The organism is Siculibacillus lacustris (genome assembly GCF_004328075.1).
GTDB lineage: Bacteria > Pseudomonadota > Alphaproteobacteria > Rhizobiales > Ancalomicrobiaceae > Siculibacillus > Siculibacillus lacustris.
Window position 1 is genome coordinate 16160 of record NZ_SJFN01000013.1, and the last position, 13798, is coordinate 29957.

Consider the following 13798-nt stretch of genomic DNA (forward strand, 5'->3'; position numbering starts at 1 on the left):
CGATGTGCGCGCCCCTGCCGCACCCCATATGACACGAGGGGATCCCGCTCGGGATTCGGCTACGAAAGGATCGAGACCATGCGTGCGGAACAAGTCATGACGGCGGATCCGCTGACCATCGCGCCGGATGCTCCGGTGGCCGAGGCCGTGCGGATCATGCTCGATCGGCGGGTCAGCGGCCTGCCGGTGGTCGATTCCCGGGGGGGCCTGGTCGGTGTCATCACCGAAGGCGACCTCCTGCGCCGCTCCGAGCTCGGCACCGAGAAGCGCCGCGCCCGCTGGTTGGAGTTCCTGTTCGGCCCCGGCAAGTCGGCCGAGGAGTTCGTCCACAGCCACGGCCTCAAGGTCGAGGAGGTGATGACCCGCACCCCGATCACCGTCGCGCCGACCGCCGGCCTCGACGAAGTCGTGGACGTGATGACCGAGCGTCGCATCAAGCGCCTGATGGTCGTCGCCGACGGCCGCCTGCTCGGCGTGGTGTCGCGCGCCGATCTGCTGCGGGCGCTGTCCGGCGCCTTCGCCGCGGCGCCGATCCCGCTCGGCACCGGCAGCGACGCCGACCTCAAGGCGCGCATCGAACAGGTGCTCGCCGAAAAGAGTTGGATGCCGGTGTCGTCGATCAACGTCGAGGTCCAGGCCCGCACCGTCCATCTGTGGGGGTCGATCCTCGACGAGCGCCAGCGCGAGGCGATCCGCGTCTGCGTCGAGAACGTCCCCGGCGTCGCCGGCATCGTCGACCATCTGGTATGGGTCGAGCCCTTTTCCGGCACCGTGATGCGCGGTCCGGGCGAAGCCGTCGACTGACGCCGCGCCCGCGTCGTCGTGCGGCGTCCGATCGACGGCGGCGGGCGAAGGTTCTGGTTGTCTGACCGTCCCGCCGGGGCTAATGAAATTCCGTCGGCCGAGCGGCCGCGCCGTGCGTCTCTGCGCTTGCGAGACGCCGATCGAGGAGTGGGGGAGCCGATGGCCGATTTCGCCGGACAGCGCAAGACGATGGTCGACAATCAGATCCGCACCGTGGACGTCACCGATCCCGCCGTGCTCGACGCTTTCGGAACGGTGCCGCGCGAGATCTTCGTGCCGGCCGCCCTGCGCGACTTCGCCTATGTCGATCGCCCGATCGCGGTCGCCGCCGGCCGTTTCGTGCCCCAGCCCGCTCCCTTCGCCAAACTGGTCCAACTCGCCGCGCCCCGCGCCGAGGAGAGGGTCCTGCTGATCGGCGGCACCACCGGCTGGCCCGCGGCGATCCTTGCCGCGCTGTGCGGCCACCTGACCATGGTCGAATCGGATCCGACGCTGGCCGCCACGGCGACCGCCAATCTGGCCGGCACCGCGGTCTCGATCGTCGTTGGCCCGCTCGCCGCCGGCGCGCCCGCCGCGGGGCCTTTCGATCTGATCCTCGTCGACGGCGCCGTGGATGCGATCCCCGACGCTCTGGTCGACCAGTTGGTGGTCGGCGGCCGCATCGTCGCGGTGGTCGGTGACGGGCTCTCGGCCCAGGCCACCCTGATCGCCAAATCGGCGATCGGCGCCTCCCAGCGCACCGCCTTCAACCTGCCGGCCCTGCCGCTCGCCGAGTTCCGCCGGCCCAAGGTCTTCGCCCTCTGAGCGATCGTCGCCGTGGCCCAGCATCGCGGCGCTCACGGTCTGTTTGACGAGGGGCAGACAACACTCGAAAGGCGCCGCCGTCCTCGTGTCGGCGGCGTTTCCGTACCGGAGTCGGGCGTTCGGCCGCCCGGCGTTCGGCGCGCTGTTCGGCTGACATTCCGGCGTGGATGTGTCGAAGGGACGGCTTCTTCTTGTTGCGGTCTTGCCGCACGTGGCGAAAATCTGATCCCGAGCCCCTCGCCGAAGCCGGGGACGTTTGCCAAATCACGGGAATGATTGTTGGCTGTGCCGAACGGTCACGAGACGCGCGGTCCCGCCCGAAGCGATTCGTGTTCAGAACTCAGGAGAATGCCCCGTGCCGTCCACTCGTCGGTTTCTGTCTGGCCTGCTCGGCTCGGTGTGCCTGATCGCGGCATCGCTGCCCGTCCAGGCCCAGTCCCTGAGCGAAGCCCTGGCCCTCGCCTATGCAAATCATCCGCAGTTGAACGCCGCCCGCGCCAACGTCCGCGCCTCCGACGAGGGCGCCGGCATCGCCGCCGGAGCCGGCCGTCCGCGCATCAGCGCCTCTGGGACCATGGGCCTGCAGCGCACCGAAGGCATCTACAAGTCCGGCTCGACCTTCTACGCCAACGATCCGGCCAGCGTCGGCATCACCCTGGTCCAGCCGATCTACACCGGCGGGCAGGTCACGGCGGGCATCAATCAGGCCGAAGCGTCGATCCGCGCCCAGCGCGAGAGCCTGCGCGCCACCGAACAGCAGGTGCTGCTCGCCGCCGCGACCGGCTTCATGGACGTGATCCGCGACACCGCGCTGGTCGGCCTCCAGGAGAGCAACGTCAAGTTCCTCGCCGAGCAGGTCCGGGCCGCCAAGGACCGCTTCGGCGTCGGCGAAGGCACCCAGACCGACGTCGCCCAGGCCGAAGCCTCCTACCAGCTGGCGATCTCGCAGCTCAACGCCGCCCGCGCCCAGCTCAACGCCTCGCGCGCCGAGTTCCGTCAGGCCGTCGGTAAGGAGCCGGGCAAGCTCACCGGTGCCATGTCGGTCGAATCGCTGCTGCCGAAGTCGATGGAGGCCGCGGTCTCGGTCGCTCAGCTCGAAAATCCGCAGATCCTCGCCGGCACCCACAACGTCGACGTCGCCACCCAGAACGTGAAGTACCTGGAAGGTGCCCTGCTGCCGCAGCTCGGTCTGCAGGGTCAGGCCTCGCGCCAGTGGGACAATCCGTCGTTCAAGCGCTACGACACCGCCTCGGTCGGCCTGAATCTGACGGTGCCGCTCTACCAGGGCGGCGGCGAATACGCCAAGATCCGTCAGGCCAAGGAACAGCTCGGCGCCGCCCGGCTCCAGGTCGACATCGCCCGCGACACCGTGCGCGCCAACGTCGTCGCCGCCTGGGGCATGCTCCAGGCCGCCAACGCCTCGATCACCGCCTACAAGGCCCAGGTCGACGCCTCGCAGCTCGCCTTGAACGGCGTCATCGAGGAACAGCGGGTCGGCCAGCGCACCACCCTCGACGTCCTCAACCAGCAGACCTCGCTGATCAACGCCCGCTCCAACCTGGTCAACGCCGAGCGCTCGCGCATCGTCGGATCGTTCCAACTGGTCAACGCGGTCGGCCGGCTCGACGCCGATCGCCTCAAGCTGAAGGTGTCGTCCTACGATCCGAACCAACACTACGACGCGGTCCGCGACAAGTGGATCGGCCTGCGCACGCCGGACGGACGCTGACGGGGAGGGCGGGTTCGCTTCGGTGTCGACGGGGAGGGCGGCGAGCCGCCCGGTGTCGATGGATGAGGGCGGCGAGCCGCCCTCCGGCAATCTCGCCGGGGATAACTCGATTCGGACCCCGGCGACGCGTTTCGGTCCCCGCGGCTTCCATCTATAGTATCTCGATCGGTGCGGTCCCCCCATCCTGTTGATGCGCGTGCGGCCGACCGAACGTAGTCGGTGGAGGAAGTCCATGGCCAAGGCCCAAGCACAGGAACCCTCGATGGAGGAGATCCTGGCCTCGATCCGCCGGATCATCGCGGACGAGGAGGCCACCCCCAAGACCGCCGCCGCCAAGGCGCCGCCGCCGGCGGAAGCGCCCGAGCCGGCGATCGACCCCGACGAGATCATTTCCGAAGACGACCTCGACAAGCTCTTCGCCTCGGCCGGCAAGGACGAGCCGGAAGAGATCGCCCCGGCGATCGAAGAGGTCGAAGAGGACGAGGCGGACGACGACGTCCTCGAACTGACCGAGGATCTCGCCGAAGACGACTCGCCGCTGGTCGAAGGCTTCTCCGACGATTCCGATCTCGCCTTCGCCGCCCCGGCCCCGCCGCCGCCGCCCAAGGTCGAGCCGCCCGTCGCCGCGCCGGTCGCCGCCCCCGCGTTCGTCGCCCCGCCGCCGGTCGCCGCCGCGCCGCCGCCGCCGGCACCGGTCTACGTCGCGCCGCCGCGCCCCGCCGAGCCCGTAGTCGATGGTCCGCGGCTCCTCTCCGACGTCACCGATCGGGTGGTCTCCTCGGCCTTCAACGATCTGGCGCTCACGGTGTTGAACCGCAACGCCCGCACGCTCGAGGACCTCGTCCAGGACATGCTGCGGCCGATGCTCCAGGGCTGGCTCGACCAGAACCTGCCGCTGATGGTCGAGCGTCTGGTCAAGGCCGAGATCGAACGCGTCACCCGCGGCCGCTGATCGCCGGCCCGCCGCTCTCGAGCCCCATCTGCGCGTCTTCCGCCGATCCGCCGCCCGGCCGCGGCGGTTGACTCCATGCCTGTGCTCGAGGCTTATCGGGCGACCCCCGACGACGGACGTTTCGGGCCCGCGGCCCGTCCGCGCCCCGCCGTCGCTCCCGCCGCACGCAGACAGTTTCCGGATCCGCCATGCTCGAGAAGACCTACGAGGCCGCCGCGGTCGAACCGCGTATTTCCGCCGATTGGGACGAGGCCGGGGCGTTCCGGGCCGGGGCCGGCGCCGCGCCGGGGGCGGCGCCCTATGCGATCGTCATTCCGCCGCCCAACGTCACCGGCTCGCTGCACATGGGCCATGCGCTCAACAACACGCTGCAGGACGTGCTGGTGCGCTTCGAGCGGATGCGCGGCAAGTCGGTGCTGTGGCAGCCCGGCACCGACCACGCCGGCATCGCCACCCAGATGGTGGTCGAGCGCCAGATGATGCAGCGCCAGGAGCCCGGCCGCCGCGACATCGGCCGTGCCGCCTTTCTGGAGAAGGTCTGGGCCTGGAAGGCCGAGTCGGGCGGCACCATCGTCAACCAGTTGAAGCGGCTGGGCGCCTCGTGCGACTGGTCGCGCGAACGCTTCACCATGGACGAGGGTCTCAGCCGCGCCGTGCTCAAGGTCTTCGTCGACCTCCACCGCGCCGGTCTGATCTACCGCGACAAGCGGCTGGTCAACTGGGACCCGCATTTCGAGACCGCGATCTCCGACCTCGAGGTGCTCCAGGTCGAGGTCAAGGGCAGCTACTGGTACTTCAAGTATCCGGTCGAAGGGGTTCCCGGACGCTTCGTCACGGTGGCCACCACGCGCCCCGAGACGATGCTCGGCGACACCGCCGTGGCGGTCCATCCGGACGACGAACGCTATGCCGATCTCATCGGCAAGTTCGCGATCCTGCCGCTGGTCGGCCGGCGCATCCCGATCGTCGCCGACGACTATTCCGACCCCGCGAAGGGCACCGGCGCGGTCAAGATCACCCCGGCCCACGACTTCAACGACTTCGAGGTGGGAAAACGCCATTCGCTGCCGATGATCAACATCCTCGACCGCAAGGCGCAGATCACCCTGGTGGCCAACGAGGCCTTCGCCGCCGACATCGGCCACGGCGCCGAGCTCGCCGGCGCGCCCGAAGCCGCCGAGGGCGAGGAGCCGATCGCGCCCGTCTCCTACGTGCTGCCGCTCGCCGAGCTCGAGACGGCGCTCGACGGGCAGGACCGAGTGTTCGCCCGCAAGCTGGTGGTCGAGCTGATGCAGCGCCGCGGCCTGCTCGCCAAGATCGAGCCCAACACCCATGCGGTGCCGCACGGCGACCGCTCGGGTGTGGTGATCGAGCCCTTCCTGACCGACCAGTGGTACGTCAACGCCTATGAACTCGCCCAGCCGGCGCTCGCCGCGGTGCGCGAGGGGCGGACCAATTTCGTCCCGAAGAACTGGGAGAATACCTATTACCAGTGGATGGAGAACATCCAGCCCTGGTGCGTCTCCCGGCAACTGTGGTGGGGTCACCAGATCCCGGCGTGGTACGGGCCGGACGGCGAGGTCTTCGTCGCCCTGTCGGAGAGCGATGCCCTCGACGCGGCGATCCACCACTACCTGACCCGCGGCGACATCGACGCGGTGCGGGCGGCGGCATTGCGGACCGACGGCGCGGCGGGCTTCCTGACCCGCGACGAGGACGTCCTCGACACCTGGTTCTCCTCCGCCCTGTGGCCGTTCTCGACGCTCGGTTGGCCCGATTCGACCGCCGAACTCACCCGCTACTATCCGACCTCGGTCTTGGTCACCGGCTTCGACATCATCTTCTTCTGGGTCGCCCGGATGATGATGATGGGCCTGCACTTCATGAAGGACGAAGCGGGCGATCCGGTCGTGCCCTTCAAGGACGTCTACATCCATGCCCTCGTCCGTGACGAGAAGGGGCAGAAGATGTCGAAGTCCAAGGGCAACGTCATCGATCCGCTCGAGCTCGTCGACGAGTTCGGCGCCGACGCCCTGCGCTTCACGCTCGCCGCCATGGCCGCTCAGGGGCGCGACATCAAGCTCGCCAAGGCCCGCGTCGCCGGCTATCGCAACTTCGCGACCAAGCTGTGGAACGCCGCCCGCTTCGCCGAGATGAACGACTGCACCCTGGTGCCGGGCTTCGACCCGACGACCGTCACCGGCATGCTCAATCGCTGGATCACCACCGAATTGTCGCGCGCCGTGGTCGGCGTCACCCAGGCGCTCGAGGCCTATCGCTTCGACGCCGCCGCCGCCGCCGCCTACCGCTTCGTGTGGAACTCGTTCTGCGACTGGTACCTCGAACTCGCCAAGCCGATCTTCATGGGCGACGACGAGGCGCTGAAGGCCGAGACGCGGGCGACCTGTGCGGCGACCCTCGACGGCATCCTGACGCTGCTCCACCCCTTCATGCCCTTCATCACCGAAGAGCTGTGGGCCAAGACCGCCGAGACCGCGGGCCTCACCCGCGATCGCCTCTTGGTGCTGACCCCCTGGCCGAGCGCCGGCGCCACCGAGAACGACGCCGCCGCCGAGATCGACTGGCTGGTCGGCCTGATCACCGAGATCCGCTCGGTGCGCTCGGAGATGAACGTGCCCGCCGCCGCCCAGATCCCGCTGGTGCTGGTCGGCGCCAACGCCGTCACCCGCGCCCGCGCCGCGACCCATGAATCGGCGATCCTGCGCCTCGCCCGCCTCTCCGAAATCGGCTTCGCCGACGCAGCACCCGGCGCCTCCGCCCAGATCGTCATCGGCGAGGCCACCGCCTGCCTGCCGCTCGAGGGCGTGGTCGACGTCGCCGCCGAACGCGTCCGCCTGAAGAAGGAGGTCGAACGCCTGATCCAGGAGATCGGCCGTATCGACAAGATGTTCGCCAATCCCCAGTTCATGGCCAAGGCCAAGGAGGAGGTGATCGAGGAGAACCGCGACAAGCGCGAGGAATACGTCGCCCGGCGCGCCAAGGTCGAAGAGGCGCTCGCCCGCCTCGCCTGAGGCGGCGGGCAGGCTTGCGAACCACTACGAAGAGGGTTTTCACGAGGTCGCTGTGCTCTGGCGGCAACACCGAAATTCAATAGATTTCCGCTTTCCTCAGTGTGGGGAAAATGCCGCCGTTCGGTCACAAATGGAACCCAGCGTCTTCCTCGATCGCGCGGGCTGCGCGGTGCCGGTTACGGGAAGGTAGAGACGCGTGCGGGCGGAAAGCGGTGACATCGGCAGGGCAGGGACACGCGGCGGCGAGACCGGAGCGGTCGGTCGCCGAGATGTCCGGGCCGTTTCTCGCATGACCCTCGCCGTGCCGCACCTCGGCCCCAGTGTCGCCGGAAATCTCCGGCAGGATCACGCAATGGAAACGCGGCTTCCGGTCGCTGCCGAGACTTCGCCCACGAGATTGTCCGATCCGATCCCCTCCGACCGCTGCGGCGCGCGGAGCTTCGGGTCATCGCTCGTGTCGATCTCGGCGGGCGCCCCGACGAAGTCTGCGAAGTCCGCCCGTCCGCCGCATCCCCGGGATGCGGTCGGGACCGGCGGCGGCGGAGTGGTCGATCTGATGAGAACGGTCATGGGGACCTTCGGTTTTCTTCGCATGGGTACGCTGACCCTGGCGCTCGGGGCTTCGGTCTCCGGCGCCCTGGCGCTCGATCCCACCGCCAAGACCTCGGCGATGGAACCGCTGATACCGTCCGCCCAGGCGCTGGCGCCGCAGCCGGCGCCCTCGCCGGTGACCGCGCCGATGGCCGATGCGCTGCATCTGCCCCCCGGCGTGTCGTCGCGCCTGCTGTCGCCCGCCCTGCCGGCCCCCGCGCCGGCCGCCGCCAGCGACGCCTTCCGCGCCGGCACTCGGCTCTACTACGAGGGCGACCGCAAGCTCGCCATCGAGCAGCTGCGCCGCGCTGCCGAGAGCGGTCACCCGATCGCCCAGTGGAAGCTCGGCCGCATCTACCAGACCGGCGACGGCGTCCCGGTCAACGACGCCAAGGCCTTCGACTTCTACAATCAGGTCGCCAACAACCACGCCGACGACAGTCCGGGCAGCCCCCAGGCGGCCTTCGTCGCCTCGGCCTTCGTGGCGCTCGGCACCTACTATCTGAAGGGCATCGAGAACACCGCAGTGCGCCCCAACGTCGACAAAGCGCGCGAGATCTACACCTACGCCGCCTCCTATTTCGGCGACGCCGACGCCCAGTTCAATCTCGGCCGGCTCTATCTCGAATCCGACTCCGGCGAGCGCGACCCCAAGCAGGCCGCCCGCTGGCTGCGCGTCGCCGCCCGCAAGGGCCACGGCGGCGCCCAGGCGCTGCTCGGCCAGTTGCTGTTCACCGGCGACGAAGACGTGCCGCGCCGTCCGGCCCAGGGTCTGATGTGGCTGACCATCGCCCGTGCCAATGCCCACGGCACCAGCGACGACTGGATCCGCGACGCCCAGGAGCAGGCCTTCTCGGTGGCCAGCGAGCCGGAGCGGCGCCAGGGCGTCGCCCAGGCCCAGGATTGGATCGCCAAGTCCGGCAATCCGTGATCCCCGAGCCCGCGTGAATCGTCGCCGCCGGCCGAGGCCCGCGGCGAGCCGGGGGCCTCGCCATGAGCGTCTGGTTTTCCGCCACCCTCCGCATCCACGATTCCCGAGGCTATGACGCCTATCTCGCCGGCACCGACGAGGCGCTGGCCGGCACCGGCGGCGTGGTCGAGGCGGTCGACGACGGCGTGACCGTGCTCGAAGGCCGCCCCGCCGACGGGCGCCGCGTTCTGATCCGCTTCCCGGACGAGGCGGCGTTCCGCGCCTGGTACGACGGCCCCCTCTATCGACGCCTGCGCGAACTGCGTTTCGCCGCCGCCGAAGGCGAAGCGGTGCTGATCCACGGCCGCTGAGCGACGCCCGTCCCGCGCGCCCGAAAGCGGTTACCCGATCGGCGGCGACCCAGACTTCGCGCGACACATCGAAAAGCGCTCGTAACCATCGGACATATTGGAGAAAAACTGCGTGATTGAGAAATCACGTGAGCGTCGGCGCGCGCCGACACCTCCCTTCGTGTGAAACACGAGGTTTGAAAAATTGACACATTGAAACAGCGGGTTATGCAAAAATATTCATTTATTACGCGAGATCGAGTCGGATTTTTCGGCGGGCCGCTCCGAACGGCTGCCGCAGCGCCACCGCTCGATCCGCAAACTCGCATTTCATGGTTAACGAAAGGTTGACGGCCGAGTCGAAATACGTAGGTCGTAGGCCACGACGCGTCCCGCTCCCCGCGGCACGATCTCACCCGCAGACGAGGCCGCGAAAACCCGCGATCCGCTCGAGCGCCGCCCGATCTTTGGTTTCACCCGCGGGCGCGGGCCGCGACGTCGAGTTCGACCCACACCGGCACATGGTCCGACGGCTTCTCCCAGCCGCGCACATGGCGGTCGACGCCGACGGCGCGCAGCCGGTCGGTGGCCTGGGGCGAGGCCAGCACATGGTCGATGCGGATGCCTTCGTCGCGCGGCCAGCAGCCGGCCTGATAGTCCCAGAAGGTGAAGGTCTGGGCGTCGCTGCCGGCGCGCAGGCAGTCGGTGTAGCCGAGCCCGGTCAGGCGTCGCCACGCCGCGCGGCTCTCCGGCTGGAACAGCGCGTCGCCGACCCAGGCGGCCGGGGTGCGGGCGTCGATCGGTTCGGGGATGACGTTGTAGTCGCCCATCATCAGATAGGGTTCTTCCCAGGCCAACCGTGCCCGCGCTCGCGCCTCGAGCCGGGCCATCCAGCCGAGTTTGTAGGGAAATTTCTCGGTGCCGAGCGGGTTGCCGTTAGGCAGATAGAGCCCGGCGAAGCGCACCACGCCGCAGGGCACCGAGATCGCCGCCTCGATGAACCGCGCCTGGAGGTCGTCGTCGTCGCCGGGCAAGCCGCGTTCGACGTCCTCCAGATGGTGGCGCGACAGGATCGCCACGCCGTTGAAGCCCTTCTGGCCGTGGGTCGCGACCTCGTAGCCGAGCCGCTCGATCGCCTCCCGTGGAAAGCCCTCGTCGACGCTCTTGATCTCCTGCAGGCAGACCACGTCGGGCCGCGATTCTTCGAGCCAGGCGGTCAGCACGTCGATCCGCGCCTTGATGCCGTTGATGTTCCAGGTGGCGAATTTCATCGGAGTCTCGTTCTCGGGCGGAAGGTGGCGCGAGGATAGACCGCCGAGGGGGCAGGCGAAAGCCGCCCGCGCGGGGCGCGGGCGGCTTTGGGCAGAACCGACGAGGGATCAGCGCGGGATGTTGCGCTCGATCACGAAACGCTCGGCCGAGGTCTCGCCGGTCGCCGGGCTGGCGATCGCCGCAGACTGGCGGCCTTCGATCACCGCGCCACGATCGACGCGCAGGGTCTGCTCGACCGGCAACACGGCCGAACCGGTCGCGTCGCCGGCGCCGGCATAGGCGGAACCGAGCGAGGCGGCGAAGATGAGGGCGCTGACGGCGAAAATGGAGGTCTTCATGATGTTGTCTCCTGTACGTGGGACCGGTGCGGCTGGGAGTCGACGACAGCGCCGCGTTCCGATGGATGGGAGATGGGGCTGCGTGCCCCCGGCCTCCAGAGCCGAATGCGTGCACATCACGTTCGGAAAAAATGAACAGTAACGCCATTTTGAACGTATTTGTCGTCCGTGTGTTGACGTGTGATGAAATGCGAGGGAACCAAATCCCTTCGCCCCCTCGAGACTTGCTCTGCGGCGGCGAGCAGGTAGAGTGATCGGGTCTTCTCCGCGCCGTCGCGGAGGCGATTGCGGAGGGCCCGTCGACCATGCAGGCTCCGATCCCATCGTCCGACCCTGCGACGGCCCGAGCCGGCGCCGCCCCGCCGTCCGCGCGGCCCCGCCGGCCCGCCGCCGGCCGCCGCCTCGGCGGTCTCTGCCTCGCCGCCCTGTGTCTGTCGGGATCCGCCGCGCTCGCCGATCGCCGCGTGGTGGTCGGCCATGACGGCCGCATCCCCGAGGCCGCCGCCGCGCTGCGCCTCTCGACCTCGCCCGACCTGCTCGCCGAGCGCCATGCCGCCACCGGCGTCGTCGAATGCGGTGGCGTGCGCGGCATCGGCCAGCTGACCGGCCGCGCCGACGTCGTCACCTCCGCCGCTCACGTGTTCTTCGACGAATCCGGCCGCTCGCGCGCCGAACGCGGCCGTTGCGTGTTCATCCTCACCGGCGCCGCCGGGCGCACCGAAGTCGCGCTCACGCCCGATCCCCGCCTGTGCGGCTCGACCTCGCCCTATGGCGAGGACGCGCGGCGCGATTGGGCGGTCGCCCATCTGGCGCGGCCGATCCCCGGCGTGGTGCCCTATGCGGTGGGAGCCTCGGTCAAGGTCGGCGAGCCGATCACCGTCGTCGCCCTGGAGAGCGGGCGGCGCACCTTCGACTTCTGCCGGGTGCGGGAATTGCGCGCCGCGGCGGGTGGCGGCCGCGAAATCCTCACCGACTGCGTCGGGTTCGATGGTCTGTCGGGGGCCGCCTATCTGGTCGGTGGCGCCCATCCGCGGGTGATCGGCGTCCACGTCGGCTTCCGCTCGCGCGCTCCCGACGTCGCCGCCCCCTTCGCGGCCGATCACCACACCTTCGGCACGGCGCTCGACGGCGCCTTCGGCCGCGCCGTCGCCACCTCGACGCGCTGAGCCCGCGCCGCAACCTTCGCCCGGCGCCCCGCCGAGGCGGGCGCCGGGCGTCGTCTCACACCGCGAAGCTGGTGCCGCAGCCGCAGGTCGCGGTGGCGTTGGGGTTCTTGATCTTGAAGGCCTGACCCATCAGATCGTCGACGAAGTCGAGCTCCGAGCCGCGCACGTAGTCGGCGGAGATCGCATCGACCACCACGGTGACGCCGCCGCGCTCGATCACGAAGTCGTCGGGGTTGCGTTCGGTGGTCAGCGCGAAGCCGTAGGAAAAGCCCGAGCAGCCGCCCCCGGCGACGGAGATCCGCATCACCGTGCCCGCCGGTTCGTCGGCGGTGACCACGGCGATGCGCGCGGCGGCGGCGGCGGTGACGGCGATCGGCGGAGAGACGTCGGTATCGGTCATCGGCGGATCCTCGTGAAGCGGGGCGCGCAAGGTGTGGAGACTACGTCGACCGTCACGCGCTTGCCACGGTTTCGTCGTGAGGATCAAATGCGTCGGGCGCCGCGGGAATCAAGACCGTCGCGGGGGCAAACCGCCGAAATCGAGGGCAGGGCAGGGTGAGCGACCTCTCGCGACGGATCGGATTGGGCGGTGAACCGCGGGCGCTGTGGGCGGTCGACCCGGCGACGTCGCGCGGCCGTCTGGTCGCCGAAAGCCCGAGTCCGACCCGCACGCCCTTCCAGCGCGACCGCGACCGCATCGTCCATTCCACCGCCTTCCGCCGTCTCGCCCACAAGACCCAGGTCTTTCTCCACACCGAAGGCGACCATTTCCGCTCGCGCCTGACCCATACCCTCGAGGTCGCCCAGATCGCCCGCGCGCTCGCCCGTGCCTTCCGCCTCGACGAGGACCTCGCTGAGGCCCTGGCGCTCGGCCACGACCTCGGCCACACCCCCTTCGGCCACGCCGGCGAGCGGGCCATGGGCCGCGCCATGGCCGAATTCGGCGGCTTCGACCACAACGCCCAGACCCTGCGCATCGTCACCCGCCTGGAGCGCCGCTACGCCGCCTTCGACGGACTCAACCTCGCCTGGGAGACGCTGGAGGGCCTGGTCAAGCACAACGGCCCGTTGACCGACGCCACCGGCCGGCCGCTGCCGCCCGCCCATGGCGACGGGCCGCCCGACGGCCTGTTGCCCTATGCGATCCGCGACTACGCGGCGCGGCAGGATCTGTGGCTGTGGAGTTGGCCGAGCCTCGAGGCGCAGTGCGCGGCGATCGCCGACGACATCGCCTATGACGCCCACGACATCGACGACGGCCTGCGCGCCGGCCTGCTCGACCTCGAGTCGCTCGAAGCGGTGCCGCTGGTCGGCGGCCTGATCCTCGAGGTGCGCCGGCTCCATCCCGGCCTCGACCGCAGCCGGCTGATCCAGGAGACCATCCGCCGCCTGATCACCCGGATGATCGAGGACGTGGTCGCCGAGAGTTTCGCCCGGCTCGAGACCAGCCTGCCGGAATCCGCCGACGAGGTCCGCTACGTCGGCCATGCGCTGATCGTCTTCTCGCCCGAGATCGCCGCCGCCGATCGCGAGATCAAGCGCCACCTGTTCCGCCACGTCTATCGCTGCGACGGAGTGATGACCCAGATGCGCGCCGCCGAGCGGGTGGTGGAAGCGCTGTTCGCCGCCTACATGGAGACGCCGAGCGATCTGCCGGAGGAATGGCGGCGCGACCTCGACGTCGCCGATCGGCCGCGGCTGGCGCGGCGCGTCTGCGACTACATCGCCGGCATGACCGATCGTTTCGCGCTGATCGAACATCGCCGCCGGTTTGACGATACCCCGGAATTGGTTTAGCTCGGCCGGCGGGCACGCCCCGGAGACTCCGTCTCCGCGCGGGCACCCGACGC

13 protein-coding genes are annotated in these 13798 nt (G+C 69.6%); 9 read left to right on the forward strand and 4 right to left on the reverse strand.

The window, feature by feature from the left end; translation table 11 throughout:
* The first annotated feature begins 96 nt into the window (after nucleotides 1-96).
* The 5 genes from EYW49_RS10220 (at nucleotide 97) to EYW49_RS10240 (ending at nucleotide 7321) form a co-directional block, all read left to right on the forward strand.
* Nucleotides 97-804, forward strand: coding sequence for a CBS domain-containing protein (locus EYW49_RS10220; RefSeq protein ID WP_228259559.1), 708 nt, complete (start codon nucleotides 97-99; stop codon nucleotides 802-804).
* Nucleotides 805-963: 159 nt separating this feature from the next.
* Complete coding sequence (locus tag EYW49_RS10225) at nucleotides 964-1608, forward strand: protein-L-isoaspartate O-methyltransferase family protein (RefSeq protein WP_131309213.1); 645 nt, start codon at nucleotides 964-966, stop codon at nucleotides 1606-1608.
* A gap of 355 nt (nucleotides 1609-1963) precedes the next feature.
* Entirely contained in the window at nucleotides 1964-3337 is a 1374-nt protein-coding gene (locus EYW49_RS10230) for a TolC family outer membrane protein (RefSeq protein ID WP_131309216.1), read from the forward strand.
* Between the two features lie 232 nt (nucleotides 3338-3569).
* Nucleotides 3570-4289: a PopZ family protein gene (locus EYW49_RS10235; RefSeq protein WP_131309219.1), complete on the forward strand. Its 720-nt coding sequence runs from the start codon at nucleotides 3570-3572 to the stop codon at nucleotides 4287-4289.
* A 188-nt stretch (nucleotides 4290-4477) separates the two neighbouring features.
* A complete protein-coding gene (locus tag EYW49_RS10240; RefSeq protein ID WP_131309222.1) occupies nucleotides 4478-7321 on the forward strand; it encodes a valine--tRNA ligase in 2844 nt (947 codons plus the stop codon).
* 345 nt (nucleotides 7322-7666) lie between these two features.
* Here EYW49_RS10240 and EYW49_RS10245 read toward each other — a convergent pair whose 3' ends face one another.
* The gene (locus tag EYW49_RS10245) at nucleotides 7667-7891 is read right to left on the reverse strand and encodes a hypothetical protein (RefSeq protein WP_131309225.1); all 225 of its coding nucleotides are present in this window, start codon (nucleotides 7889-7891) and stop codon (nucleotides 7667-7669) included.
* On the opposite strand from EYW49_RS10245, the gene EYW49_RS10250 reads away from it, so the two are divergent.
* Nucleotides 7890-8843 (forward strand): tetratricopeptide repeat protein, encoded by a 954-nt coding sequence (locus EYW49_RS10250; protein WP_131309228.1) that lies wholly within the window; start codon nucleotides 7890-7892, stop codon nucleotides 8841-8843. The genes EYW49_RS10245 and EYW49_RS10250 overlap by 2 nt on opposite strands.
* Before the next feature lie 62 nt (nucleotides 8844-8905).
* Nucleotides 8906-9193, forward strand: coding sequence for a DUF1330 domain-containing protein (locus EYW49_RS10255; RefSeq protein ID WP_131309231.1), 288 nt, complete (start codon nucleotides 8906-8908; stop codon nucleotides 9191-9193).
* 452 nt (nucleotides 9194-9645) lie between these two features.
* Here EYW49_RS10255 and xth read toward each other — a convergent pair whose 3' ends face one another.
* Together xth and EYW49_RS10265 are read right to left on the reverse strand one after the other, a co-directional pair.
* Complete coding sequence (gene xth / locus EYW49_RS10260) at nucleotides 9646-10443, reverse strand: exodeoxyribonuclease III (protein ID WP_131309234.1); 798 nt, start codon at nucleotides 10441-10443, stop codon at nucleotides 9646-9648.
* A gap of 108 nt (nucleotides 10444-10551) precedes the next feature.
* On the reverse strand, nucleotides 10552-10782 hold the full coding sequence (locus EYW49_RS10265; RefSeq protein WP_131309237.1) for a hypothetical protein: 231 nt from the start codon (nucleotides 10780-10782) through the stop codon (nucleotides 10552-10554).
* Nucleotides 10783-11087: 305 nt separating this feature from the next.
* On the opposite strand from EYW49_RS10265, the gene EYW49_RS10270 reads away from it, so the two are divergent.
* Complete coding sequence (locus tag EYW49_RS10270; protein ID WP_131309240.1) at nucleotides 11088-11948, forward strand: hypothetical protein; 861 nt, start codon at nucleotides 11088-11090, stop codon at nucleotides 11946-11948.
* A 55-nt stretch (nucleotides 11949-12003) separates the two neighbouring features.
* Here the strand turns inward: EYW49_RS10270 and erpA are convergent, their stop codons facing one another.
* Nucleotides 12004-12348, reverse strand: coding sequence for an iron-sulfur cluster insertion protein ErpA (gene erpA / locus EYW49_RS10275; protein WP_131309243.1), 345 nt, complete (start codon nucleotides 12346-12348; stop codon nucleotides 12004-12006).
* A 155-nt stretch (nucleotides 12349-12503) separates the two neighbouring features.
* Here erpA and EYW49_RS10280 point away from each other — a divergent pair, with 155 nt between their 5' ends.
* The gene (locus EYW49_RS10280) at nucleotides 12504-13745 is read left to right on the forward strand and encodes a deoxyguanosinetriphosphate triphosphohydrolase (protein WP_228259560.1); all 1242 of its coding nucleotides are present in this window, start codon (nucleotides 12504-12506) and stop codon (nucleotides 13743-13745) included.
* Nucleotides 13746-13798 lie beyond the last annotated feature (53 nt).

Bases quoted from the DNA above. Each gene is read 5' to 3' on its own strand.
- EYW49_RS10220 (WP_228259559.1), top strand. From the start codon at position 97: ATGACGGCGGATCCGCTGACCATCGCGCCGGATGCTCCGGTGGCCGAG.
- EYW49_RS10225 (WP_131309213.1), top strand. From the start codon at position 964: ATGGCCGATTTCGCCGGACAGCGCAAGACGATGGTCGACAATCAGATC.
- EYW49_RS10235 (WP_131309219.1), top strand. From the start codon at position 3,570: ATGGCCAAGGCCCAAGCACAGGAACCCTCGATGGAGGAGATCCTGGCC.
- EYW49_RS10240 (WP_131309222.1), top strand. From the start codon at position 4,478: ATGCTCGAGAAGACCTACGAGGCCGCCGCGGTCGAACCGCGTATTTCC.
- EYW49_RS10250 (WP_131309228.1), top strand. From the start codon at position 7,890: ATGGGGACCTTCGGTTTTCTTCGCATGGGTACGCTGACCCTGGCGCTC.
- EYW49_RS10245 (WP_131309225.1), bottom strand. From the start codon at position 7,891: ATGACCGTTCTCATCAGATCGACCACTCCGCCGCCGCCGGTCCCGACC.
- EYW49_RS10255 (WP_131309231.1), top strand. From the start codon at position 8,906: ATGAGCGTCTGGTTTTCCGCCACCCTCCGCATCCACGATTCCCGAGGC.
- xth (WP_131309234.1), bottom strand. From the start codon at position 10,443: ATGAAATTCGCCACCTGGAACATCAACGGCATCAAGGCGCGGATCGAC.
- EYW49_RS10265 (WP_131309237.1), bottom strand. From the start codon at position 10,782: ATGAAGACCTCCATTTTCGCCGTCAGCGCCCTCATCTTCGCCGCCTCG.
- EYW49_RS10270 (WP_131309240.1), top strand. From the start codon at position 11,088: ATGCAGGCTCCGATCCCATCGTCCGACCCTGCGACGGCCCGAGCCGGC.
- erpA (WP_131309243.1), bottom strand. From the start codon at position 12,348: ATGACCGATACCGACGTCTCTCCGCCGATCGCCGTCACCGCCGCCGCC.